The sequence below is a fragment of the Nostoc sp. MS1 genome, assembly GCF_019976755.1.
Lineage (GTDB): Bacteria > Cyanobacteriota > Cyanobacteriia > Cyanobacteriales > Nostocaceae > Trichormus.
Map to the genome: position 1 here is coordinate 1,675,711 of NZ_AP023441.1, position 24,917 is coordinate 1,700,627.

20 protein-coding genes are annotated in these 24,917 nt (G+C 39.0%); 11 read left to right on the forward strand and 9 right to left on the reverse strand.

Annotation, left to right across the window (positions count from 1 at the left end; all coding sequences use genetic code 11):
• Nucleotides 1-557: 557 nt before the first annotated feature.
• From NSMS1_RS07390 to sufB, 5 genes are all read right to left on the reverse strand, one after another.
• Nucleotides 558-1,190, reverse strand: a complete 633-nt coding sequence (locus NSMS1_RS07390) for a Uma2 family endonuclease (protein ID WP_224092230.1) — start codon at nt 1,188-1,190, stop codon at nt 558-560.
• A 175-nt stretch (nt 1,191-1,365) separates the two neighbouring features.
• Nucleotides 1,366-2,628, reverse strand: coding sequence for a cysteine desulfurase (locus NSMS1_RS07395; RefSeq protein ID WP_224092231.1), 1,263 nt, complete (start codon nt 2,626-2,628; stop codon nt 1,366-1,368).
• A gap of 27 nt (nt 2,629-2,655) precedes the next feature.
• A complete protein-coding gene (sufD, locus tag NSMS1_RS07400) occupies nt 2,656-4,011 on the reverse strand; it encodes a Fe-S cluster assembly protein SufD (protein ID WP_224092232.1) in 1,356 nt (451 codons plus the stop codon).
• On the reverse strand, nt 4,011-4,799 hold the full coding sequence (gene sufC, locus NSMS1_RS07405) for a Fe-S cluster assembly ATPase SufC (protein ID WP_224092233.1): 789 nt from the start codon (nt 4,797-4,799) through the stop codon (nt 4,011-4,013). The genes sufD and sufC overlap by 1 nt, the downstream gene beginning before the upstream one ends.
• Nucleotides 4,800-4,875: 76 nt before the next feature.
• On the reverse strand, nt 4,876-6,315 hold the full coding sequence (sufB, locus tag NSMS1_RS07410; protein ID WP_224092234.1) for a Fe-S cluster assembly protein SufB: 1,440 nt from the start codon (nt 6,313-6,315) through the stop codon (nt 4,876-4,878).
• 266 nt (nt 6,316-6,581) lie between these two features.
• On the opposite strand from sufB, the gene sufR reads away from it, so the two are divergent.
• Together sufR and NSMS1_RS07420 are read left to right on the forward strand one after the other, a co-directional pair.
• Nucleotides 6,582-7,289: an iron-sulfur cluster biosynthesis transcriptional regulator SufR gene (gene sufR, locus NSMS1_RS07415; RefSeq protein WP_224092235.1), complete on the forward strand. Its 708-nt coding sequence runs from the start codon at nt 6,582-6,584 to the stop codon at nt 7,287-7,289.
• Between the two features lie 185 nt (nt 7,290-7,474).
• Nucleotides 7,475-7,735, forward strand: coding sequence for a hypothetical protein (locus NSMS1_RS07420; RefSeq protein ID WP_224092236.1), 261 nt, complete (start codon nt 7,475-7,477; stop codon nt 7,733-7,735).
• A 102-nt stretch (nt 7,736-7,837) separates the two neighbouring features.
• On the opposite strand, the gene NSMS1_RS07425 is transcribed toward NSMS1_RS07420, so the two are convergent.
• Together NSMS1_RS07425 and NSMS1_RS07430 are read right to left on the reverse strand one after the other, a co-directional pair.
• Nucleotides 7,838-8,476: a hypothetical protein gene (locus NSMS1_RS07425; RefSeq protein WP_224092237.1), complete on the reverse strand. Its 639-nt coding sequence runs from the start codon at nt 8,474-8,476 to the stop codon at nt 7,838-7,840.
• A gap of 361 nt (nt 8,477-8,837) precedes the next feature.
• On the reverse strand, nt 8,838-9,164 hold the full coding sequence (locus NSMS1_RS07430) for a YbjQ family protein (protein WP_190468869.1): 327 nt from the start codon (nt 9,162-9,164) through the stop codon (nt 8,838-8,840).
• Nucleotides 9,165-9,454: 290 nt separating this feature from the next.
• Between NSMS1_RS07430 and NSMS1_RS07435 the strand changes: the two genes are divergently transcribed.
• Nucleotides 9,455-10,126, forward strand: a complete 672-nt coding sequence (locus NSMS1_RS07435) for a tetratricopeptide repeat protein (RefSeq protein ID WP_224092239.1) — start codon at nt 9,455-9,457, stop codon at nt 10,124-10,126.
• Nucleotides 10,127-10,132: 6 nt separating this feature from the next.
• On the opposite strand, the gene NSMS1_RS07440 is transcribed toward NSMS1_RS07435, so the two are convergent.
• Complete coding sequence (locus NSMS1_RS07440; RefSeq protein ID WP_224092241.1) at nt 10,133-11,035, reverse strand: ABC transporter ATP-binding protein; 903 nt, start codon at nt 11,033-11,035, stop codon at nt 10,133-10,135.
• A gap of 588 nt (nt 11,036-11,623) precedes the next feature.
• Here NSMS1_RS07440 and NSMS1_RS07445 point away from each other — a divergent pair.
• Nucleotides 11,624-12,733: an S-(hydroxymethyl)glutathione dehydrogenase/class III alcohol dehydrogenase gene (locus NSMS1_RS07445; protein WP_224092243.1), complete on the forward strand. Its 1,110-nt coding sequence runs from the start codon at nt 11,624-11,626 to the stop codon at nt 12,731-12,733.
• 47 nt (nt 12,734-12,780) lie between these two features.
• Here the strand turns inward: NSMS1_RS07445 and NSMS1_RS07450 are convergent, their stop codons facing one another.
• Nucleotides 12,781-13,209 carry a hypothetical protein gene (locus tag NSMS1_RS07450; protein WP_224092245.1) on the reverse strand — a complete coding sequence of 143 codons (429 nt, stop codon included), beginning with the start codon at nt 13,207-13,209 and terminating at the stop codon, nt 12,781-12,783.
• Between the two features lie 231 nt (nt 13,210-13,440).
• On the opposite strand from NSMS1_RS07450, the gene NSMS1_RS07455 reads away from it, so the two are divergent.
• From NSMS1_RS07455 to NSMS1_RS07485, 7 genes are all read left to right on the forward strand, one after another.
• The gene (locus tag NSMS1_RS07455; protein WP_224092247.1) at nt 13,441-14,097 is read left to right on the forward strand and encodes a PEP-CTERM sorting domain-containing protein; all 657 of its coding nucleotides are present in this window, start codon (nt 13,441-13,443) and stop codon (nt 14,095-14,097) included.
• Nucleotides 14,098-14,164: 67 nt separating this feature from the next.
• The gene (gene fghA, locus NSMS1_RS07460; protein WP_224092249.1) at nt 14,165-15,013 is read left to right on the forward strand and encodes an S-formylglutathione hydrolase; all 849 of its coding nucleotides are present in this window, start codon (nt 14,165-14,167) and stop codon (nt 15,011-15,013) included.
• Between the two features lie 430 nt (nt 15,014-15,443).
• Nucleotides 15,444-17,657, forward strand: coding sequence for an alpha-glucan family phosphorylase (gene glgP, locus NSMS1_RS07465; protein WP_224092250.1), 2,214 nt, complete (start codon nt 15,444-15,446; stop codon nt 17,655-17,657).
• Nucleotides 17,658-18,242: 585 nt separating this feature from the next.
• Complete coding sequence (locus NSMS1_RS07470) at nt 18,243-19,181, forward strand: response regulator (protein WP_224092252.1); 939 nt, start codon at nt 18,243-18,245, stop codon at nt 19,179-19,181.
• A gap of 453 nt (nt 19,182-19,634) precedes the next feature.
• Nucleotides 19,635-20,990 (forward strand): radical SAM protein, encoded by a 1,356-nt coding sequence (locus tag NSMS1_RS07475; protein ID WP_224092253.1) that lies wholly within the window; start codon nt 19,635-19,637, stop codon nt 20,988-20,990.
• Nucleotides 20,991-21,404: 414 nt separating this feature from the next.
• Nucleotides 21,405-23,534 carry a hypothetical protein gene (locus NSMS1_RS07480; RefSeq protein WP_224092254.1) on the forward strand — a complete coding sequence of 710 codons (2,130 nt, stop codon included), beginning with the start codon at nt 21,405-21,407 and terminating at the stop codon, nt 23,532-23,534.
• A 5-nt stretch (nt 23,535-23,539) separates the two neighbouring features.
• Nucleotides 23,540-24,907, forward strand: a complete 1,368-nt coding sequence (locus NSMS1_RS07485) for a hypothetical protein (protein ID WP_224092255.1) — start codon at nt 23,540-23,542, stop codon at nt 24,905-24,907.
• Nucleotides 24,908-24,917: the final 10 nt, after the last annotated feature.

The window sequence follows — 24,917 nt, forward strand, 5'->3', positions numbered from 1 at the left end:
AGCACCTTTGACTGCTCCAATTGCAGCAGTAGCCAAAGCAGCAGCGCCCAAAATAATTGGAATCATGAAATACTCCTAAAATATGATGTGTTTTTGAAAATACTTGAATTACAGACTATCTTGACTAAGCAGGAGTAGCCTTACAGATATGTTTCCCTGCCACAAAGACAAATAAACTTTGATTAGGAGTAAAAGCTTAAACTTTTGATAAAGTTTTCTCTAATATTTTTTAAGTGATTGACATATAATAAACAGCAAATTTACTTAGTTATATAATTTCAAAATATGAGGTGCGATCGCACCTCATAACTTAATTGCAGAGGATGAGTGATCGCCTAATTTAAACACTATTAAAATCATAATAAGGAGGATTTATGATGTCTAATACTGCTCAAGAAATATACAACCAAGTCATTCGTAACTTATCACCGAATGAAAGACTACGTTTAGCAAACTTAATTCTTAATGATTTAGTTCAAAATAATTTGTCCATTATCGATGTAAGTGATACTTGGACTGAGCAAGACAAAATTGAAATAACATCATTTTCTATGGAGTCAACTAACTTTATCCCTTACCCAATTACGGAATGACTTAAGTAAGGCAATTTCGCCCATACTTTTACTCAATTGAATAAATTTGCCTATATCACTTACAGACATTATAGGGAAGGCGAGACTGAATTTACTCTCAATATATTGCCCATCAACTAACTGATAAAACTTCAAATTTTCTCCGTCATATTTCCACAGTTCAATAACACCTAATGCTAAATAAATATTAAACTTATTAACTGAACTACTGGTTATGTCTATTTCTATAGCTAAATCAGGCGGCGGGTCTGTTTCTAAATCTAACTTATCTTTACCTCTAACTCTAAATTCATTTTGGATGTAATAACAGTTATCTGGTTCTATCCCCTGTCTAGCTAATTTCAACTTTAATGTTGTAGAACCAGCACTTTTTATTTCTAAATTTAATTCCTCAACTAAAGCAAATATTAAACGGTCAAACTGAATTTTTGGGTTTTCATGTTCAAATAGTGGGGTCATGATTTCTAACGTACCGCAGTCATAAGTAAACCTCGAACCTCTGTCTTCCCCTGTATCTTTTAACAAAGCCTCAAAGGTTTCCCAGCTAACGTTGTGCAAGACTGTTCTTTGTTCAGCAGGTGTTGACTGTATAAGCATACTTTTATCTCTGTGTCTATGTGCCTCTGTGGTTAATTAATGAAACATTTTAGTCTAGTCGCCCCACTACATTTTATGCTGACTTACTTATTTATATTAAGTTGGTATTTTGACGAAAACAAAATACCCAACTTCTCAAAGAAATCGGGTATCTATAACTGATATTTGAATGTATTTAACCAAACACGTTGGCGAAAAATTCCAGAGTTTCCTTGAGTGCTTTGATGAAAACATCAATTTCCTCGCGGGTGTTGTAGAAAGAGAGGCTGGCACGGGCGGTGGCGGCTAAACCTAAGTGGTGGTGTAATGGTTGAGTGCAGTGATGTCCTGAACGGATGGCTACGCCTTCTTGATCTAATAATGTAGATAAGTCGTTAGCGTGGACTCCCTCGGCGGTAAATGTCGCTAAAGCGGCTCTACCTTCTCCATTAGCGTCGGGTTTGGGGCCGTAGAGGGTAATTTGGGGTATTTGTTCTAATTGCTGCCATAAATAGGCTGTTAATTCGGCTTCGTAGGCATGAATTTTATCCATGCCTATATCCATAAGATAATCTATTGCTGCACCAATGGCGATCGCTTCCCCAATGGCAGGTGTACCAGCTTCAAATTTATGGGGTAATTCGGCATAAGTAGAATGATCTAAATATACCTCGGCAATCATCTCACCACCACCGAAAAATGGTGGCATTGCTTCTAATAATTCCAGCTTGCCATATAAGAAACCTATGCCTGTGGGAGCGCACATTTTATGTCCTGATGCTACCAACCAGTCACAGCCAATTTGCTGGACATCGACAGGCATATGAGGCACACTTTGACAAGCATCAACTAAGAATTTCGCGCCGTATCTGTGAGCAATTTCCGCAATCTCTGCTACTGGATTTATACAACCCAATGTGTTAGAAACATGAACAATAGAAACTAATTTAGTTTTTTCAGAAATCAGTTGTTTAAACTGCTCCAAATCGAAGGTTTGTTCTGGTGTCAGTTCCACAAATTTGAGAACTGCGCCTGTTTTTTGGGCGACAAATTGCCAAGGGACTATATTACTGTGGTGTTCCATCACCGACAGAATAATTTCATCGCCTGCTTTTAAATTGTTCATCCCCCAGCTATAAGCAACTAAGTTAATAGCTTCGCTGGCGTTGCGGGTGTAAACAATTTCTTGGCGGGAGGCTGCATTGATGAATTTAGCAATTTTATCCCTTGCACCTTCGTATGCGTCGGTGGCTTTGGCGCTGAGGGTGTGAGCGCCACGATGCACGTTAGCGTTATATTGCTCGTAATAATCCTTGAGGGTATTTAAGACGAACAGGGGTTTTTGTGATGTGGCGGCGTTGTCTAGGTAGACTAAAGTTTTGTCGTTGACTTCCTGATGTAAAAGGGGGAAGTCAGCGCGGACTTTATCTGCAAGGGTTTTGGTAGGAGTGTAAGTCATTGGTAGTTAGTTATTAGTCATTAGTCATTAGTAATTGGTTAGAGACTTGTAACTGGTGACTGTGTTTAGTAGTTTGTCTCGCAGGGAGGGGATGGGTATTTGGTTGATGATTTCGGCGGCGAAGGCGTTGACTAGTAACTTGCGTGCGTCGTTGCTGTCAATGCCTCGGCTTTGCAGGTAGAATATTTCATCGTCTTCCAACTGGCTGACTGTTGCACCGTGGGCGCATTTTACGTTGTCGGCGGTAATTTCTAGTTGCGGTTTGGTGTCTACTCTGGCTTTGGATGATAGCAGCAGGTTACGGTTTAATTGGGCGGCGTTGGTTAGCTGTGCTGGTTTAGGGACGAAAACTTTGCCGTTGAATACTGCGTGAGCGCGATCGCCTACAATACATTTATGTAGTTGGTTGCTTGTACCATAGGGATGATTGAGAGCGATCGCACTATGAGTATCAGCTAATTGATTACCAGCTACCATTGTCAAACCGTTGAGGGTGGTTTCGGTTTGTTCGCCAGTCTGCAAAACCTCTAAGTTATGCCGTGATATCTTCCCACCCAAGCTGAGGGCGTGACAAGTATAGCGACTGTAACGGGCTTGAGTTACGGCAGTTTTGCCGATGTGGAAGGCGACTTTACTATCCTTCTCAACTCTAGTATGTTCTACTTGGGCATTGTCGGCGATCGCAATTTCCGTAACGGCGTTGGTAAGGTAAACCCCCTCTACTGGGGTGACAAACTCTTCAATTACACTTACTTGTGAACCGCTTTCCGCCACCACTAAAGCGCGGGGTTGGGAAATTGTCGCCTTATCACCAGCCACAGAGATAAATAATAGATGTATTGGTGTTTCCACAATGACATTCTTTGCCACCAACACCACAGCCACATCAGATATTCCAGCCGTATTCAAGGCTGTAAATACTTCTAATGCACCTTCTGATTGTGCTAAATATTTTTGTACCAGCTCTTGCTCTCTGCTATTTAAGGTTGATAAATTACCAACAACTACACCCTTGGGTAAATCTGCAACTGCTGATAACTCAGGCGCATAAACCCCGTTGACAAACACCAACCGACTGTTAACGGCTTCCGACAAACTTAGCGCGGAAATATCAACTGGTTGTACCTTCCCAGCTTGAAATTCTACCTTCCGCAACTCAGACAAATCAGTAAAGCGCCATTCTTCCTCACGAGTAGTAGGAATAACTGAATGACGTACCCAATTTTTAGCGCGATCGCGTACTTCTTGCAACCAACCTGCTGTAGCTGGTGCACTTACCTGATTTAACAAACCCAACAAATAAGCATCCCTATCTAACAGAGTCGATGTCAAATTCACCGCTTCCGCATTAGCAATTGCACTAGGAGAAACTTGTATCGTCATTACACACCCACCTCTACAGCAGTTTCTTCTAGCAGCCAGTCATAACCGCGAGACTCTAACTCCAGCGCCAATTCCTTACCACCACGTCTAATTATCTGCCCCCGCGCCATCACATGGACAAAATCAGGAATGATATAGTCAAGTAACCGTTGGTAGTGAGTAATCATAATTGTGGCATTTTCCGGGCTGGTAAGTTGATTCACCCCATGAGCCACAATTTTCAACGCATCAATATCTAAACCAGAGTCAGTCTCATCCAAAATTGCCAACTTCGGTTCTAACAGCGCCATTTGCAGAATCTCATTCCGCTTCTTCTCACCACCAGAAAACCCTTCATTCACACTTCGATCAAGGAAAGCGGGGTTCATCTTCACCACTTCCAACTTTTCCTCAATCAAATCATCAAAATCAAAAGTGTCGATTTCTTCCAACCCTTGCGCCTTGCGACGAGAATTGTACGCCACCCGCAAGAAATCCAAATTACTTACCCCAGGAATTTCCAAAGGATACTGGAAAGCTAAAAACACACCAGCCCTCGCCCGTTCCTCTGGTTCCAACTCCAGCAAATTCTGTCCCTGGAAAATTATCTCCCCACCAGTCACGCTATAAGCAGGATGTCCCGCCAACACCTTAGAAAAGGTACTCTTACCAGAACCATTCGGCCCCATAATCGCATGGATTTCACCAGAACGCACCTCAAGATTCACACCCTTGAGAATAGGCGTACCATCAACCTCAGCCGTCAAATCTCTCACCGACAGCACAACTTCACTATTTTCAATAATCATGTTCTCTCTCTCTTCTCTCTTCTCTCTTCTCTGCGAACCTCAGCGCGAACTCCGCGCCCCTCTGCGTTTAAAGAGGTTAACCAACACTACCTTCCAACTTCAAACTCAACAGCTTATCAGCCTCCACTGCAAACTCCATCGGTAGCTGATTAAACACATCCTTACAGAAGCCGCTAATCATCATAGAAATAGCATCCTCCGAAGAAATACCCCGTTGAGCAAAGAAAAATAACTGATCTTCCCCAATCTTGGAAGTAGAAGCCTCATGCTCTACCTTACCAGTGCTATTCTGCACTTGAATATAAGGGAAAGTATTAGCGTGGGCATTATCGCCAATTAACATAGAGTCGCACTGCGAATAGTTCCTTGCACCTTCGGCGGTGGGGTTAATCTTCACCAAACCCCGGTAACTATTACTAGATTGACCAGCAGAGATACCTTTAGAAATAATTGTACTACGGGTATTTTTCCCGATATGAATCATCTTCGTCCCGGTGTCGGCTTGCTGCATATTATTTGTCAGCGCCACCGAGTAAAATTCACCAACGGAATTATCCCCAACTAACACACAGCTGGGATACTTCCAAGTAATGGCGGAACCAGTTTCTACCTGTGTCCAAGAAATCTTCGAGTTCACACCTTTGCACAAACCGCGCTTGGTGACGAAGTTATAAATTCCACCTTTACCATTTGCATCACCAGCGTACCAGTTCTGCACGGTGGAGTATTTAATCTCCGCGTTATCCAAGGCGACGAGTTCCACAACAGCCGCATGTAACTGGTTGCTGTCGTACATAGGTGCAGTACAACCTTCCAGGTAAGAAACATAACTACCTTCTTCAGCGACAATCAAAGTCCGTTCAAATTGTCCTGTATCGCCGGAGTTGATGCGGAAGTAGGTAGACAGTTCCATTGGGCATTTTACGCCTTTAGGAATATAGACAAAGGAACCATCACTAAATACCGCAGCGTTGAGGGCGGCGAAGTAATTGTCTGCAATAGGAACTACACTACCCAGATATTTCTTAATCAATTCTGGGTGTTCCTGCAAAGCTTCGGAAATGGAACAGAAGATTACGCCGTCTTTGGCAAGCTTTTCTTTGAAAGTGGTAGCAACAGATACGCTATCAAAAATCGCATCTACGGCGACGTTTGCTAAACGCTTCTGTTCAGATAGAGGAATACCCAACTTCTCGAAGGTTTCTATGAGGGTAGGATCAACTTCATCTAAACTGTTGAGTTTTTCTTTCTTCTGCTTCGGCGCAGAATAATAAATGATATTCTGATAGTCTATTGGCGGATACTTGACGCTGGGCCAAGTTGGTTCCGTCATTTTTTGCCACTGGCGAAACGCTCTGAGACGAAACTCCAGCATAAACTCCGGTTCGTTCTTTTTGGCGGAGATTACGCGGACGACATCCTCATTCAGTCCACGCGGAATTGTGTCGGCTTCAATGTCTGTGACAAAGCCGTACTTGTAAGGTTGGTTGACTAAGGTTTTTACAGTGGCACTCATCGGTAGTGTTCTCTCGTGTTCGGTTCTGAATCTCTTCGGCAGTCGCTTTTGGGGGGAACCCCAAGGCCGCGCTGCCTCTTTAAGGATGGAGACGGGCTGTGTTCTTGCCGATTCTCATCTCGTATTACTGAGTGGTGTCACGGCTGTTAGAATGGGGGTGGAGAGTAAAACAACATTGTTGTTGTTTAATGTATCTTCATTTTAAGCTAGATTAACAACAACAATGTTGTCAAAGTCAAATTTTCTTAAAAAATTTTTGGAAGAAGATGGCGACTACTCAGCAAGTTTCAACAAAACAAGAGATTTTAGAGTATCTTCTAAAACACTCACAGGCAACAGCCCTAGAATTGGCTAGTGCTTTGGAAGTCACTCCCCAAGCTATTCGTCGTCATCTTAAAGATTTAGAGGCGGAGGAGTTAGTTGTATATACTAATACAACACAAGCTGGCATAGGGCGACCACAGCACGTTTATCAATTAAGCCGCCAAGGGCGAGAACGGATAAATAAAACAGTCAGCGATGGGCTACGCCCCACCGGAGGTGATCGCCACGGTGATTTTGCCGTATCTTTATTGGATACCATCGCCGAAACCGTGGGACATGACCAATTTAAGACAATTTTACAAAAACAGTGGCAACGCAAAGCTTTAGAATACCGCGATCGCGTCGGTAAGGGTTCGCTGCGAGAAAGAGTAGCTAACTTAGTTGAACTGCGAAAAGCTGAAGGTTTCATGGCCGAATATCACCCTGTAGATTCCCCTAACGAATCAGAGGATGAGAGATTTATCTTCATGGAACATAACTGTGCAATTTCCAACGTTGCGGAATCATTTCCCAGCGTTTGCGGACATGAACTGGAAATGTTTGCAGCCGTCCTTCCAGACTGTTTAGTCGAACGTACCCACTGGCTAATCAACGGCGAACATCGTTGCGGTTATTTAGTGCGATCGCGCAATCAACCATCTCACACATAAATTTGCTTTCCAAATCAGTTTAGGGCAGGAATCCCAGCCGATTGGTAAACGGTTTTACCAATTCGCTCTATTATGGGTTTTAGGCATTAATAATAAAAATATTTTTTAGGTTATACCCTTATACTTGTATTCGCATTCTCAGCTAGTTATATAATTATCCAAGCTTGGCTTTATAATATATTTTTATGGATTTACCATCACAGCAACCCTCAACTCAATTCCTCACATTAGAAGAATCGGCTAAAGTAGATGCTGCCCTTCTCTCTTCTCCAGAAAAATTTTTAACAAGATTAACTATTTCTTCCCTAAAACTCCTGAAACATATCGCTCAAGAATACGGTATTGCTATAGAAGATTTGACAACCCAACAAGTTATCGATTGGTTTGAGAAAGATAGCAAAATTAGAAGAGAACAAGGAATAGAAGCATCATATTTAAAGTGGTAAAGCTTGAAAGTATTTTATATAAAATTTCTCAAATATATTTTTAAATACTAAAAAGCACCTTTTATGAGGTGCTTTAAAACAAGATTATTAAGCTTATATTTATTAAGCGTTGTAATGCTGATTACTGCGAGGACTACGCACTCCAGCCGCAGCACCGATCATTGAAGCGATTAAACCTAATAAAGAACCGAATACAAACCACCACAAACCTCTAGAAGTTGCAGATGCAATCTCACGAGCTTGCTGTGCGTCTACGTTGGGTACGTTTTGAGGTAAATTAGCGCCTTGTTGTTGCGCTTGGTTGAGGACTTCTCCAGCGTTGGAAGCAGCAATACCAAAAGCACCAGATACACCACTAGCTAGTAGCCAAGAGCTAAGTGCTAAAGTAGTTGCCCAAAGAATTGCACCATTAAGTAATGCTGTATTCCGGTTCATGGGGCCACAAGCACGAGCTGTTACCCAACCGCCTGTAAATAAAGAAATTAATAATGCAATAGTTGACCACAAGCCTACATTGTTAGCAACACCAGGTGTAATACTTCTGGGTGCGCCTGAGTTAGCAACTGTGCCAGCACCTATAGCGGCAAATAAGGCGCTTAAAATTAATTGAGTAGCTAAAGCAACTAACACACCAGAAATAATTGGCCCCCAGCGAACACGGTCATGGTAGTCACCTACTCTTCCGACTACCGTAGATTCAGGCTGAATAACATCGTCGCCCACACGATTTGCGTATGACATTTGGGTATTTACTCCTTATTACTTTAACTTGTTCAGCAAAGTTATTTTTAGGTTATTTATTTTTATGCTTACGTTAAAATTAAATGACTATTTATGGTTTTTAATATCTATCACCAGAAAGAGTTGTATACTCTATCTGGAGTAAGAATAAATATATTAATTTCTACTAAATTAAGTCTAATTTAACTAGAATAAACTAGTTAATTTTTGAGAAAGAATAAACATTCAATCTATATGATTTTTTTAATAAAGTTATGAATAATAAATTTATTCTAATGGATGGGTAAGTTTGAACACAAAAATACCCATCAATATTTACTAAAATAATGTCCACCAATTATAGGTAACTTAAATGAACCTCTTAACGGACTCTTACAGCTGTACCTGTAGCGGTAATTAGCATTAAAACACCTGACTGGTCAACATTAATTGTGCCTGTGTCAATTTCAATGCCAATGACAGCATTAGCCCCTAAACGCTGGGCGCGTTGTTGTAATTCTTCTATTGCTTTACGTTGTCCTTCTTCAAAGAGACGTTCATAACTAGCAGTGCGTCCACCGATAACATCACGAATACTCGCAAAAAAATCTCTGAGGAAATTACTACCGTAAACAACTTCTGCGGTCACAATACCTAAGTACGAATCAATTACTGCGCCTTGAATTACATCAGTGGTAGTCAAAATCATAATTCATCCTTATAAATGACTTGTTGATTGGCGTTACTTCTACTGTATCAAGTTAGTTTTGATGGGTTGTAACTAGCAGAAAAATGTTTGAAAAATAAACTATAAAGTCTAGATTGTGGACATTTTTTATTGAGTTTCAGTATAAACTCTAGTTTTTCTGTGTTGAAGAAATTTGTGGTATTTACGGATTATTAATATTTTATAAAAACACAGAAACACAGTTTTCAAAAAGCCAATTTTTTGTTTTAATGAACAAGCAAAAAGTTCACTATAATTTCAGGAAATTTACTGTGTACAAACGCATATCATTCGTGTTGAGTGTGCTTTTATGGGGATGTGTTACTGCTATACCCTCAGTAGCGCAAGCTCAGATTTTGGTAGTACAGGCTAACAATGCAGAGTTAAAAAGATTGTTAGAAGAAGGTAAGAGGCTAGTGGATGCTGGTGATTATAACGGGGCGATCGCAGTTTATCAACAAGCAGCAGCTTTAGAACCGAAAAATGCTAAAATTCATTCAGGAATTGGGTATTTATACGCACAACAGGGAAATTTTCCAGTAGCACTAGCAGCATACCGTAGAGCGATCGCCATTAACCCAAATAATAGTGATTTTTTCTATGCAGTAGGTTACATCAAAGGCAACATGGGTGATACCAAGGGCGCAAAAGAAGCTTACCGCCGCGCCATCCAAATCAACCGCAACAACGTTAGCGCTTATGTAGGTTTAGGTGTCACCCAATCTCGTATGGGAGACTACCAAGCAGCTAGTTGGGCATTTGCACAAGCCATTAAGCTTGATAAAAACAATGCCCAGACCTACGAGTTTATGGGACAAATGTATAAACAACGTCGGCAAACTAAACAAGCCAGCAACCTCCTACAAAAAGCCCGTGACTTGTACCAAAGACGCAATGATGCCAATGGTGTGGCAAGGGTAGAGGCGATGCTCCAACAGCTATAGTTGGAGTTAATTTAACTGCCTTCCTGTTAACTCGACAAAAATATCTTCTAAGTTAGAGGGGCGTACCATCATACCAGTTTTATCCGGCTGTTGATTTAGATAATTGTTTGCCTCTTCCAAAGTGGGGAAAAATAAATATTCCCAACCTCGTGAACTATCATTACCCGCATCGGTAACACTCAACTGTTTCGTTACTAAACCTTCACCGTGAACAGAACGCAGTTGCTTTAAAGTTCCTAAAGAAATTAACTTGCCACCATCCATAATACCGATGCGTCCTGGTTTAGCAGAGCCAAAAGCGTCACATAAAAATTCCACCTCATCCATGTAATGAGTCGTTAATAACATCGTCATTCCTTGTTTATTTAAGTCCCTAATAATTTCCCACAGACGGCGACGAGTTTGAGGATCTAGTCCCACTGTGGGTTCATCTAAAAATAAAATTTGTGGTTGATGTAATAAAGCCCTGGCTATTTGCAGTCGTCGTTTCATCCCCCCAGACAAAGTTTTTACCAAACTGTCCCGTCTGTCTACAAGTTCAACATATTCCAACCATTGATTAATTAATCGTTGTCGCTGTGGGTTAGCAATATGATGTAACCTGCCATGCAGTTCCATATTTTCCCACACGCTCAAATCACCATCGACGCTAATTTGTTGCAAAACAACGCCAATATTTCGCTTTGCTAACATCGGTTGACGCACCACATCATAACCAGCAACTTCCACCCTTCCTTGGGATGGTTTTGTGAGTGTGGTTAGCATCCGAATTGTTGTAGATTTACCTGCACCGTTGGGGCCAAGAAGAGCGAAGATTTCTCCAGCTTCAATATTGAATGACAAGTCATTAACTACAGGAACCTTGTTGTAAAGCTTGTAAACGTTTTCCAGAAGAACAGCAGCCGTCATAAGTAAATTAGTAACACCATTTCCTTATTTACACTATCACTCAAAACTATTACTTTAATATCGGTTGAAGGTGATTATGTAGAAAGTAATAGGAAACAAGGACAAAAAACAGTTCCAGAGGACATTTTCTCGCAAAAGTTAATAACTATTCTATGCGCTAATTTATATAGCAATTACTGTAAATAGTCTTGTTAAATGAACTATTTTTTTGAGAATCAAACCAAAAATTGAAAACCAAAATTCTTTTGCTTCAAATGCGTAATATATATCTTTATAAATAAGACTTTTCTAGCTTCTTTAGTATGCAGCTAAAACGATCGCTCGACTGTTGAAGCCAGTATGGTAAAGTAATCATGTTTGATACACAAATTTATGGCTCATCTGTTAGGCTGTCGCCGTGCTAGGGTAACGGTGGGGGCTGGAAACCTTAGCAGTACTGGAATGATTAGCAACAAGGGAGAAAACATTACCACACTTTCAAGCTAAGAGAAATATATCTCTTTAGCTTCCCACTTCTCACCTTTCCAGGTACGATACTTGCAGCACAGGTGTTTTTTTAATTTTTAACTTATTTAGGAGAGCTAGCGCGTGGAAGTGAAAGCAGCAGTAGCTTACGGCGCGGGTAAGCCGTTAACGATTGAAACAGTGCAACTGGAAGGGCCAAAAGCTGGGGAAGTATTGGTTGAGATTCAAGCCAGTGGAGTTTGCCATACCGATGCTTACACTCTTTCAGGAGCCGATCCCGAAGGTTTATTTCCCGCCATTTTAGGACATGAAGGCGCGGGTGTGGTGGTAGATGTAGGCGCAAGTGTCACCAGCGTCAAGCCTGGAGATCATGTAATTCCTCTGTACACCCCAGAATGTCGTCAGTGTGAATATTGTTTAAGTTTTAAAACCAATCTCTGTCAAGCAATTCGTGCTACCCAAGGGCGCGGTGTTATGCCTGATGGTACTAGCCGTTTTAGTATCGATGGGCAGATGATTCATCATTACATGGGAACATCGACATTTTCCAACTACACAGTATTGCCAGAAATTGCTGTTGCCAAAATTCGTAAAGATGCGCCATTTGATAAGGTTTGTTACATTGGCTGTGGTGTAACTACAGGTATCGGCGCAGTCATCAATACAGCCAAAGTAGAACCGGGAGCTAATATCATAGTATTTGGCTTAGGAGGTATTGGTTTAAACGTCATCCAAGGGGCGCGGATGGTGGGAGCTAATATGATTGTTGGGGTAGATATCAACCCTAGTAAACGTGATTTGGCTGAGAAATTTGGGATGACGCATTTTGTTAATCCTAATGAAGTGGAAGGTGATTTAGTACCTTATTTGGTGGAGTTAACAAAAGGCGGTGCTGATTACACATTTGAGTGTATTGGCAATGTAAAAATAATGCGTCAAGCACTGGAATGTTGTCACAAAGGTTGGGGTGTAAGTGTCATTATTGGTGTTGCTGGTGCAGGACAAGAAATTAGCACTCGTCCATTTCAATTAGTCACTGGGCGTGTATGGAAAGGTTCAGCTTTTGGCGGTGCTAGAGGGCGTACAGATGTGCCAAAAATTGTTGATTGGTATATGGATGGGAAGATAAATATTGATGATCTAATTACTCATGTAATGCCTATTGAGAAGATTAATGATGCTTTAGATTTAATGCACAAAGGTGAATCAATTCGTAGTGTAGTAACTTTTTAGGGTAATAGGTAATAGGGTGAAATTATTGTCAATCACCAATTACCATCTTAATCAGATTCCTTCTCAACTTCACTCATCACCCGCTTAACAGCATCCGTCCATTCTACGTGTTGCTTAACTTCTTTTGCTGCTTTTTCTTTTGATTCTTCAGCTTCTTGTTTTTCTTTCTCACTCAGTCGATCCCACACTTCTTTAGGTAGATAGCGTTTAGTTACTTTACCATCACGGGCGCGGGTTTCGCCTTCTTCGGTCTGCCAATCTTGCTCAGACCATTTTTCTAAAGACTTGGCTGATTCATCTTTTTGGGATTCTTTATAACCGCCACCTTGTTTTTCATATTCTCGCACTAACATTTGGCTTTTACGTGCAGACCATTGTCCAGGTTTACCACCTTTATCTGATTCTTTTATTTCTTCTTTGATTTCTTCGCGTAATTCAGGATCAGTATATTTTTCTTCCGGTTTTTTCTTAGTCATATTCTTGTTTGCCTCTATACTTTGTAGGTGTTTGGCAATTAACCAACACTTTTTCCAAGTTAGAGGCTTTGATTAAGACTTCCGTCTGTCAATTGGCAGAATTGGCATATATATTAGGTTACAAGGAAAAGGAAAAAGTGAATAAAAAAGAAGGTAAAATCAGTTCTTGATAGCAATCTGAAATTAGTTGACAGACCAGTCGGTATTGAATGTTAATTTGAGGAGTGAGCTATGCGAACCATAATAAAGTCTATAATTTTTGGTAGTATAGGTTTGTTTTTGGCAACAAGTATAACTGAGCCTACCTCTGCGGCTGTTATCTCTGGTAGCTTTAAGACCCCACCAGGAATTTTTGAAATAATTGACCCACCTCTTGGTAAATCTCAAGGTATTTTATCAGGCACTTTCAAAGGTGTGGATAAAAATGGAGATGGATTTATTACGGTTGAACTTCGTCCTGGCGATGGTTTTCTTCCAAGCTATAATGAGCTAACCGAATTTGAAATAACTAGCTCTAACTTTGAGGTTATTGATACTATTTTAGGCCCAGGTAGAATTCTGAATTTTACCTTATCTTCGGATCAAGGAAATTTCGTTCTGGGTTTTAGACAAGAAATTAGCAGTGGAAAAATATTTGAATTTTCATTTACAGAAGGTTTTCCTAGCAATGCAAGCAAGGACTTCAATTTGAATAGTTCAGGTTTAAGGGTTAGCTATAGAAGTAATCCTGCTAATGCTTCTGCTTTCTCTGCTGTATTTAATTCTTCTAACCCCATTCAAAATGTTCCCGAACCCTTTACTATGATTGGAGCAGTTGCATCTGTGGGCATAGGATTTCTATTTAAAAAAGAGCATTCAAAAAGGCTGGTGAAAGTAAAAGGTAACTAAGTTAGATAACTGTACGTTTAAATAGCGATCGCTCTACCAATCCCATAAGTCTTAAATATAATGATTTATGACTAACATCAAACTCATCTCAGAATATAAAAGCTTTGACGGTAAACTCGGCTTTTATTCTCACGCTTCTTCTGCTTGTAACGGGGAAATGCGCTTCGCTGTTTATCAACCACCACAAGCAACTGAGAAACCTGTACCAGTGCTTTATTTTCTCTCTGGTTTGACTTGTACGGAAGAGAATTTTATGGTGAAAGCTGGGGCGCAGCGTTACGCGGCTGAGTATGGTTTAATGTTGGTTACGCCAGATACTAGCCCACGCAATACTGGAATTGCAGGTGAGGATGATGAGTGGGATTTTGGTACAGGTGCAGGTTTTTATGTAGATGCGACGGAAGCGCCTTGGCGATCGCATTACCAAATGTATAGTTATATTGTGCAAGAATTACCTGCTTTAATTGCTGCTAATTTTCCAATACAATCAGACAAACAAGGTATTTTTGGTCATTCAATGGGTGGACATGGGGCCCTGGTTTGTGCTTTGCGTAACCCCAATATCTTCAAATCTGTTTCGGCTTTTGCACCTATTGTTGCACCTATGCGTTGTCCTTGGGGGCAAAAAGCTTTTAGTCGTTATTTAGGCAGTAATCAAGAAAGTTGGCGTGATTATGATGCTAGTGAATTAGTGCAGAAATTTGGTTATCACAGTCAAATTCTCATTGATCAAGGTACAGATGATAAATTTTTGGCTGAACAATTGTTAACAGATAAATTTGCTCAAGCTTGTGCAGTAGTTAACCAACCGCTTAATTTACGTTACCAAAGTGGCTATGACCACAGCTATTATTTTATCGCCAGTTTTATAGAAGACCACATCCGCCATCATGCGATGGGCTACGCCCCGCCGTAGGCGATCGCGTTGGCAAAGGGAGTAGGGAGTAGGGAGTAAGGGAAGTTGTTTCTGCATCTCATGACAAACTGAAATATTTTGAGATATTTTTTTACAATTGAATAAATAAATTTAAATACTAAGAATTAGATTGATATAAAACAACATCAAAAATACTTAGGAATAATGGTAATCTCAACAAGACATAGGAATAAACATCATTGATGTTGGGTAAATTTTGATGTTAAAAAAATCCCCCAAATTCAGGTGCTAGTTAATTACTGGAGACTCAACAAAAATCAACCTGAATGGGAATTACTGGGGATAAACGATGAGTGAAATAGAGAAAAAACAAAACATTTACTAATTCTGTCTTCTCATCTATGACAGCAAGACAAAATTTTATCTATCTCCAATCCTTCAACCTTTAATTTGCAAAGTGTAGAATTTTATGTCTCAGAAGAGTGCAAATACAGCAGCCTTACATTTAAGTGAAAAGCTACCTTTTTCCCTCAAACGCCTAGCAGATTTAGCTTATAACTATTGGTGGAGTTGGAGCGGCGATCGCCTAGCATTATTCCAAGCCATTGATCCCCAAGAATGGGAACACTGCGGACACAACCCAGTAGCAATTTTAGAGTCGGTCAGTTACGAACGGCTTACGCAGTTAGCAGAAGATCCCTTTTATCTCAAACAGGTTGCAGCTTTAGCTAAAGAGTTTGACCAATACATTAACCAAAAAGATACATGGGTGAGTCGAGTTGCACCACAAGTTACCCATGAGAACCCCATTGCTTATTTTTGTGCAGAATTTGGCATTCATGAATCTCTAGCAATTTATTCTGGGGGCTTGGGAATTTTGGCTGGGGATCACCTGAAATCATCCTCAGATTTGGGTGTACCGTTGGTGGGGATCGGCTTACTGTACCGCCAAGGTTATTTTCGTCAACGCTTGAGCCGTCAAGGTTGGCAAGAAGATTACTATATCGATAATCCCTTCCACCGGATGCCCATTGAACTAATTAAGAATGAGCAAGGGGAACCACTAACAATTCAATTGGAAGTGCGCCAGCGCCAAGTAAAAGTGCAGATTTGGCGAGTGCAAGTAGGGCGCGTCAGTTTATATTTACTAGATAGCGATCGCCCAGACAATGATCCCATTGACCGTTGGCTAACTGGACACTTGTACGGTGGTAACATAGAAACCCGCATCGCCCAAGAAGTAGTCTTAGGAATTGGCGGTGTGAGGGCGTTACAAGCCTTGGGAATCAAACCTTCCGTCTACCACCTCAACGAAGGTCACGCCGCCTTCTGTACCTTAGAAGTTGCCCGTTTAGAAATCGAACGCACAGGTAAATCCTTCTACGACATTGAAGCCAGTGTGCGTAATAGTTGCGTATTCACCACCCATACACCCGTTCCCGCCGGACACGATGTCTTCTCCCCAGACTTAATTGACTCCTTCTTTGCCCAGTACTGGCCACAATTACGCCTTTCCCGCGAACAATTTTTAGCATTAGGTGCAAGACGGCTGGGTGATCCTTGGGAACCCTTCGGGATGACAGTGTTAGCACTGCGGATGTCTCGCGCTTGTAACGGTGTGAGTGAATTGCACGGTCAGGTATCCCGTAAGATGTGGACAGTGCTTTATCCCCAACGGTCAGAGGATAAAGTACCCATTGGCTATATTACCAATGGCGTACACGCACCCACTTGGACAGCCCCACTTTTAGCAGACTTGTACGACCAATATTTGGGTGCAGACTGGAGAACTCGCGCTGTTGATCCCCAAATGTGGGCAAAGGTAGACGAAATTCCCGATGAGGAACTGTGGTCACGCCACCTGATTCTCAAGGAAAGATTAGTTGCCTATACCCGTTATAAAGTTAGGAAAGCACGGGAACAACGGGGTGAAGATTCAAGATTAATTCAAGCGAGTGATAGTTTACTTGACCCCAAAATCCTGACCATTGGCTTTGCTAGACGCTTTAGTCCCTACAAACGTGGGGATCTGATCTTACGTGATGCACAACGGGCGCTGAAGATTTTTAGCAACCCTGAACGTCCTGTGCAGATAGTATTCGCAGGGAAAGCCCATCCAGCCGATGAAGAAGGTAAGCGGATTATTCAACGCTTAATGGAGTGGTGTCATAATTCCGGCATTATCAACCGCGTCGCCTTTATTGAAGACTACGACATTTACACCGGACAAAAGCTAGTGCAAGGGGTGGATGTCTGGTTAAATAATCCCCGCCGTCCTTTGGAAGCATCTGGGACAAGTGGACAGAAAGTCTGCTTTAACGGTGGGATCAATTGCAGTGTCCTTGATGGTTGGTGGTGTGAAGGTTATCAAGCCACGCCAGAAGGTAAAGGAACCAATGGTTGGGCAATTGGGGAAGATGCCAATACTAGCGACCAAGAATTGCAAGACCGCATTGATTCGCTATCGCTGTATCAGTTATTAGAAGAGGAAATTGTGCCTTTATACTATGATCAAGATGCACAAGGTATTCCTCACCGTTGGGTGCAAATGATGAAAGCATCGATTAAAACGAATGCACCTTTATTTAATACGGATAGGATGATTGCTGATTACGTTTCTCAAGTGTATGTGCCGGAAATAGCTACTACTGTACAGCCGATTTTGGCGAAAGTTCTACTGTAGTTTTTAAAGACAGAGGGAAGGAGTTCGCGCAGCGAAAAGCTCTGGAGAGGATTTCCCTATCTGCGAGGCGCTACGCGAACCGTAGGAAACTTTTTAAGATAGAGGAATACGGAGGATTTTTAAGTTTCCTGGTTTGGGAAGGGGTGGTTTAACTGCCCCTTTTTTTTGCTTAAGGAAGTCTAGAAAATAAATTATGCCTTTTGAACCCAGCACAACTTTTTCTTCCCCCTGCTCCCCTGCTTACACAGTGATAGAATATTTTTTTAGTTGTAAATGTGTTATTGCTCCAGTTGTTCAACCATCAGTTACAAGTCAAAAATGTAAACTTTAAATTTAGTATTAAATAAAACTATTATTAAATAAAGCATGTATCAATTTGATTGAAGAAATTAAATGAAACTTGGTTACATAACATCTGTAACTACATTCTTCAAAAAGCTTATGGAGTACATAATCTATCAATACAATTAGCACATCATCATTTTGTAACCCTTAAAATATGTGGGTGACTAACAGGCTCAGTAATAAACCTGATGCAAGTTAACATTCACTGAGATTAAGAAAACTCGTTGGTGTGTGATCTTGATGTCTAACTGTACGGTGCTGATTGTAGAAGATGAGCCAGAATGGCGAGAATTACATAAAAGCCAGTTAGAAAAAGCTGGACTCTCTTGCTACGCTACCAACAATGGAATTGATGCTATTGATTATGCTCAAAGGAACAACATTAAGGTAGTCATAATTGATGAAATTCTACTTGTTACTCCTGGACAAGACGGAGAATTACAACGCTTGCAAGGAAGAGGCGTTATCCGTGAAATTATCAATCGTGGTTTAGATACTAAGTTTATATTCATCACCGCCTCACCTTATAACAAAGGTAATCTCAATGAACCAGGATTTTGGCGGGAATTTGTATCTTTGAAAATTCTACCTGGAGTAATTGAAGTCATTAATAAGCAGGAAATAGACCACAACTGTGAGGAAACTTATGAGCGAATAATTAATATTGTGAAAAAGCTCAATCAAGAGACTCATAAGATAAACCAGATTAATTGGAGGAAAACTCCATTTGCATTGTTTTTTCAATTAGTTAGAAATCTTCGTGTCGATGCAAGTATTATTTTGTTCAATTTCAACATTCATTTAGATGGGAGAAAAGATATGGATACAATAAACATTGACTTATCTAAAAGTAAAGGTATCGTTAACCTTCGCACTCAAGTTAATGCCGAGCAAACTGGGGTGGAAACTAATTACTTTACAAATCCAAATGTAGTAGAAACTGCCCAGGAAATGGAGGCTGTACTCGATGATGTATGGTCAAAGCATCCTATCAAAACTGCAACGCAACAACGGTTATTTGCAGTGGAGTTTGAGAAAGCTGTGGAAAAGAAGCCAGCGCTCAAAGCGAAAATTATCTCGGCTGTTAAATCTGGTGGAGTGGAGGCGTTGAAACAAGCTTGCAGCCATCCAGCAGTGGATATTGCACTGGCAGCTTACGATGGGTGGAAGAATCCTTAATTGCTTAACATCAGCTTCTTACCCTAAAAGATAGCCTAAATTGTGGTAGTGTGTCAGACTTGACCATCTACCACAAGACTAAATCAGCAGTTACAAATGTGCATTCTTGAGGTTAATGGATCAGTATACCCTAAGACTGGCTCGGAGCATGAATGCAGAGGCAAAATTAGCAAGTCAGTTCTTGTAACTAGGTTACAAGAATTTATCTGCGCGATCGCTTACATCTCTGATAGGGTAATAACTAAAGAATTTAAGACTAAAAATAATTCTGTTGTAACTTGCTTAACTGTTACATAATTGTCGTCTCTCAATTAGAGGTTATAGAAGCAGTGGACAAGTATACAATCATCTTCCTGACCACAGGCGATCGCTATTTATCAAAATTAGAACTTAATTTCAATTTACCAAAATAATTTGATTTAAGGAGGTGTAAATAAGGAGGTTATTATTCTTATGTCATTAGCAGCTAGTAAAGGGGGAATATATGGCAAGGAAAATGACATTATTGGTGAAAATATCAATATAGTCAGACAATGGTTATCTGTAGGTCAAAAACAAATTAATAGTTATCAACTTTATCAACTTTTACGAACAAAATCACGACCTATACAGTTAGAAATAGGTATTGGTAACACTTGTGGATTAGAATGCAAACATTGCTTTTTAGGTTACGAAAGTGGCGCTATGAGTAGCCCATTAATACCTATGCCTATCTTATTAAACACTGTTACAAAAATGGTTGAAAAAATGGGTACAAGACTAATTGCAGTCACAGATAGAGATGCTCTCATACCCCAACGCTCTATCCCATTTTTTGAACATCTAGCCAAACTGCGTACACAATATTCTCAAATAAAAATAGGAGGAGTTACTAATGGCTTAACAATTGATAAGTATGCTGATGATTTGGAACGTATTAAATTAGATTATTTGGATATTTCCTTAGATGGTTTACGTGGTGAACATGACAAAATTAGAGGTGAAGGCAAATTTGATTTAACCTTAAAAAATCTAAAAATTGCTTTAAATCGCCAGTTAGCTGAAAGAGTAATTGTTGCTACCACACTCCACCGTTTCAATGATGATTCCGTTATTAGATTAATTCATAAATTGATTATTGAGGAGGGAGTGCAATGGTTTGATATCGGCCCATTGATGGCTGTAAAAATGCAAAAATACCAGCTACAGCAAAGAGATATAGTAGACTTTTTGGACACCCTATCTCAGTCCCTTGCACCAGTCAAAATATCAAAATCAGTTACAATCTTTATAGAGATTTGTGCTTATTGTGCTGCCTTTATTCCAGCATTAATAGATAGTGGTTGGTTAATTCCAGAAAATATTCGCCAAGATGAATATGGACATTTATATCAAAATATTTCAATTAATGAGTCTATAACTATAACTCTTAGACCAGAATTAATTCCAGAATATTGGCGACATACTCTGCGAATTTCATCTGATGGTTATGTAATTGGAGGATGTGAACCTTTAACCCAAAGATATTATTCTCAGATGGCTATCAGCAATATTCAGTGGGAAGATATCGAAAATATTTACCTCAAAGCCTTAGAAATAAACTCACCTTTTTATCATGCGATTATGAGTTATGACCAATCAAAATGCCGTGATAAAGCTTGCTTTGCTCACTGTTTAGGTGGAGATGCTTTTTTAGCTAAGTCAGTATATAACGATTATAACTTAAAAGACCCTAACTGTACTTGGGACGAGTATCAATATCAAAATGTATTAAACCAAAAAAAAGATTCTACTTTTTATAAAGTATTACAAAACAGCCCAATTAAATGAGATTGAGATAAAATTTCAACCCTAAATTTTCGCTTCTAGCCCGTAGTTCTAACAAAAAATATCACATTAAAATGAGGAGTTATTATAAGACTCATACTTGGTTTTGGAAATGTATGTAGACCGATCGATGCACTGCCCAAAGCCACTTGCTTTAAATAGGGTAATCATCCTACTCAGAATTTTATGGCTACTCTCCCGTAAGGGATACAGAAATTAAATTGGATTACTATATATGTGCAGACACTCATTTGATATGTTTTTGATCACCCATAGCAATCATCAGATATATAAAACCATTGTTAAATATAAAGAGAAATTAAATATAATGAACAATTTTTAACTTTGATTAAAAAAAATAGTCAAATTGTAAAATCAAAAATTAGGGATATAGTTTAATATTTGGCTAAATACTTTATGACTTCTAATCCATATTTTGTTAGCTATGTAGAAAAGATTCAAGAATCTTTAGCAGTTTTCTCTATGACTGATTCTGAAGCCGCTAAATATGTCCAATTAAATGATTCTATTAACAATTATCAACCTAAGTTTTTAATTTTTGAAGTTTTATTTAATTATAGATATCAAGAAAATGGTAAAACAATTGTCAGAAGAAAATTTGACCCTCATGTCTCTGACAAATTATTAAATACTTTCAAGCCAGAATCAATATTAGATGATTTAAGAAGATTATACGATAATGCTAAACATCGAAATTTAGATTGGCAGTCAGTTAAGTGGAAAACTCCAGAATCTGATAAGTTTGGTGTATCAAATTTAGCAAACGATATGAAGCGTTTAGATGAAATTTTTTATAACAAAATAGAAAATTTAGATATAGGCGAAATTCCTTCACAATCTGAATTAGATGAAATACAATCTATAATTACCAAGTTGATTAAAAGATATGAAATAGAATTTATTCCCACTAATTTTGGAGCTAGCGCTCTTATTTATGAAGCTTGGAAATTAGGGAATTTATGTCCATTAGGAAATTATGAAGCAGATTTGCAGAAATTTCAGCGAATGATTGATGGATTATTTATTTGTGATAATCAACGCAACACTAAAGATATTTTGCTGACAATGGCAAATAATTTAGGTCTTGCACATTTAACAGAAATTGAAGGGAGTAAATTGAAAAATGGCAAGACTTGGACGCGGAAGTTATACGATAATCCTTCTCAAGCTTGGTTTGCTTGCGTAGAAAAATCTTTAATTCATAAAATTACATACAAAGATGATATTCAAGATACGGCGGATAATTATCTAATTCACTATCCAATAATAATTGATAATTATTGGTTTGTAGGTATGGCATATTTATTTGCTAAATGGGATAACTCTGTTAATGCAAGAAATACAGAATCTGATAAGCCAGAAGTATTTAAAAGAGATAAATTTTTTAAGTTATATAATGTTATTCAAACAGTATCCGAAACATTAAAGTTCTCTTTGAAGTTTGATGCTTTATCAAAAGTACAAGATAATCTAAATAGCCAGTTAGAATTGTCTGATTTATTCCTAGAAACAGTCAAAGATTATTTTGTAAGTTTTAATGTGTCTAAAACTGGAGAAAATCAGAATAAATCTGCAACTAACGAAATTCTAGTTTATTCTAAACATGGTGTAGATATTTATGGGCCTAAATGGTTAACAAGTCAACATAAAACTTTAATTGAAAAAGAATTAGATGGACAAAGAAAAGTAGTAGGAATTGATATTCCTGGTTTATATGAAGAAGTAGAATCAAGGAAAAAAGAAGCAGAAAAGATCCAAATTCAAATTCAAATGCAGGGTAAAGAAGAACAATCTCGACAAATAGCACATCAAGCAGCAGGTTTGGTGGCTGAAATTTGGGATGATCCAGAGAAAGAACGGCTGAAATTAAGAACTAGATCATCTCTTTGGCAACTAAAATCTTTAATAGATATTTGGGGTAACTTTGACCTCAAACCATCCAAAAATATTTCTGAAGAACCAGAACCTGATTTCCCTGAGTGGGAAACTTACCCTAATAAAGAAGTTTTATATGAATTAATTAATATTAGTCTACGTCATGCTTTAAGACGTGCCACTTATACTCGCACCTCAGTAGAAAAAATTGATGTGCAGACACAACAATTTGATATAAAAACAGTTGATAGAGCTTTAGAGATATCAGGAGCTTCTGAAGCATCAGCTGTCTTTATTAATGAAGTATTAGAAAAACCTATAGAAGAGGCTATTGAATGGTTAGATGGAGATTGTCCAGAATGGTTAAGATGGCGAGGGTTTGCTATTTGTTTTCATCATTGCTTTTGGCAAGCAGCGTATCATGCTTTTCGTGCTAAATGCGCTGGACAATTAAGTCCATATTTATATATACAAGTCAGTCATGACAAAGTAGTCATTAAGAATCGCAAAATCATCAACTCATTAAAACGTGAAGAACCAAGAGATTTAACATTTTTTGTGTCTTTAAATAAGCGAATGCAAGGCATCTTCAATATTGAAGTGCCAGAAATCAAAGATTATTTTTGGTATACAGTTATTAGGAAAAGTTAGTTCTTATGGCAAATCTAGTTGAATATTTCAGCCAGGATAGATGCGTGGGAAATGTTTGGCATAAAGCCGAAGGAGAAAGAATAATAATTGTTGTTGATGATTCTTTTAAATTAGTAACCCATGCTGAACCTCCGAATGCACACGGCTACGGTTTAAAAGTTATTTTTGATAAACTTAGCCGTTATGATGATACACGAGCTATTGGTTTTTTTGATTTACCTCAATCAACAGAGATGGAGGAGATTCAACTAATTGCTAATACAATACAAGCTTGGGTTATTGGACTAGAAACTCAACAATACAAACTCTATTTACTAGTGGACTATTTTCATGGACAAGAGACTACAAAAAGTAAAGCACATGGTTTAAAATTTGTTGATTATTGGTATGAAAATAAACCGCTAAAAACCGAGAAAATTGCTCATTTAAGTATAGGTGGTGGAGACTTACCTAATCCTTATAAACTAGAGTGTTTTCGGAAAAATTCCATTCATGATCACAAAGAGGACTATAAGCTCCTACCTGAAGACTTTTTACATTGGTTAGATATTTATGAACATCCGCTTTCTAGATTGTGGCGTTACTCTAGTAGATGGTTTTTAAATGATGAAACAACAACTCTAATAAAGCATAACTTCGTAGAAGTCAGGAAGTTTCTGTTTAATTCAGAGAATGATAGAGATGTTTATCAAGCTGACCAATATAAAATAAAAATTGCTCATGCTTTACAGGTAGAAATACCTAATAATTGGTGGGAGAATGAAACATCAGCGCATAATATTCATGAGTCACTAAAATGTCTAGCTGGAGCTTTTTTTTGTGGACAAACAAGTAATAATGCTAGACGTAATCTTTCTGTTGGTGCGGCTTATTTAATTGCATTGATGGCTCATCAGAAAGTTTATAGAAATACGGAAGTATTTATGAATGATGCCGATACTTGGATTAATTGTTCACAAGCTAGCAGTCCAATTTTTGCTTTACAGGATAAAGAAACTGCACGTAAATCAGCGATCGCACTCTATGATCTGTTTATTTGTTTATTTACCCCACGAAGGCAAAATGATTATCAGGAATGCTCATTAAAAAAATCTTTGGTAAGGAGTGTATGCTTTTACGAAGCAGGTAGGGTTCTCAAAATTCAGCTTAACTGGAATGCTCAAAATCAATCATCCGACCGTCAAGAGAGTTTAGCTCAAAGTATCAAAACAATTCTTAACCAGGACAATATCAATACTTATGAAGTTGCCCAAAACACTAGAACTGCTGTTTTGAATTTACTGTTGAATATGGCAATTAGTGAAACTGGCTTCATGAGTCCTGGAGTTATCTATATGGAAGCAGATACATTAGTAATTGCTTCTACAAAGTAATGTAAAACTA

Coding starts and splice junctions, on each gene's coding strand:
- sufB (WP_224092234.1), bottom strand. CDS start 6,315: ATGAGTGCCACTGTAAAAACCTTAGTCAACCAACCTTACAAGTACGGC.
- NSMS1_RS07485 (WP_224092255.1), top strand. CDS start 23,540: ATGGCAAATCTAGTTGAATATTTCAGCCAGGATAGATGCGTGGGAAAT.
- NSMS1_RS07470 (WP_224092252.1), top strand. CDS start 18,243: ATGTCTAACTGTACGGTGCTGATTGTAGAAGATGAGCCAGAATGGCGA.
- NSMS1_RS07480 (WP_224092254.1), top strand. CDS start 21,405: ATGACTTCTAATCCATATTTTGTTAGCTATGTAGAAAAGATTCAAGAA.
- sufC (WP_224092233.1), bottom strand. CDS start 4,799: ATGATTATTGAAAATAGTGAAGTTGTGCTGTCGGTGAGAGATTTGACG.
- NSMS1_RS07440 (WP_224092241.1), bottom strand. CDS start 11,035: ATGACGGCTGCTGTTCTTCTGGAAAACGTTTACAAGCTTTACAACAAG.
- glgP (WP_224092250.1), top strand. CDS start 15,444: ATGTCTCAGAAGAGTGCAAATACAGCAGCCTTACATTTAAGTGAAAAG.
- NSMS1_RS07390 (WP_224092230.1), bottom strand. CDS start 1,190: ATGCTTATACAGTCAACACCTGCTGAACAAAGAACAGTCTTGCACAAC.
- NSMS1_RS07450 (WP_224092245.1), bottom strand. CDS start 13,209: ATGACTAAGAAAAAACCGGAAGAAAAATATACTGATCCTGAATTACGC.
- fghA (WP_224092249.1), top strand. CDS start 14,165: ATGACTAACATCAAACTCATCTCAGAATATAAAAGCTTTGACGGTAAA.
- NSMS1_RS07425 (WP_224092237.1), bottom strand. CDS start 8,476: ATGTCATACGCAAATCGTGTGGGCGACGATGTTATTCAGCCTGAATCT.
- NSMS1_RS07420 (WP_224092236.1), top strand. CDS start 7,475: ATGGATTTACCATCACAGCAACCCTCAACTCAATTCCTCACATTAGAA.
- sufD (WP_224092232.1), bottom strand. CDS start 4,011: ATGACGATACAAGTTTCTCCTAGTGCAATTGCTAATGCGGAAGCGGTG.
- NSMS1_RS07455 (WP_224092247.1), top strand. CDS start 13,441: ATGCGAACCATAATAAAGTCTATAATTTTTGGTAGTATAGGTTTGTTT.
- NSMS1_RS07430 (WP_190468869.1), bottom strand. CDS start 9,164: ATGATTTTGACTACCACTGATGTAATTCAAGGCGCAGTAATTGATTCG.
- NSMS1_RS07475 (WP_224092253.1), top strand. CDS start 19,635: ATGTCATTAGCAGCTAGTAAAGGGGGAATATATGGCAAGGAAAATGAC.
- sufR (WP_224092235.1), top strand. CDS start 6,582: ATGGCGACTACTCAGCAAGTTTCAACAAAACAAGAGATTTTAGAGTAT.
- NSMS1_RS07395 (WP_224092231.1), bottom strand. CDS start 2,628: ATGACTTACACTCCTACCAAAACCCTTGCAGATAAAGTCCGCGCTGAC.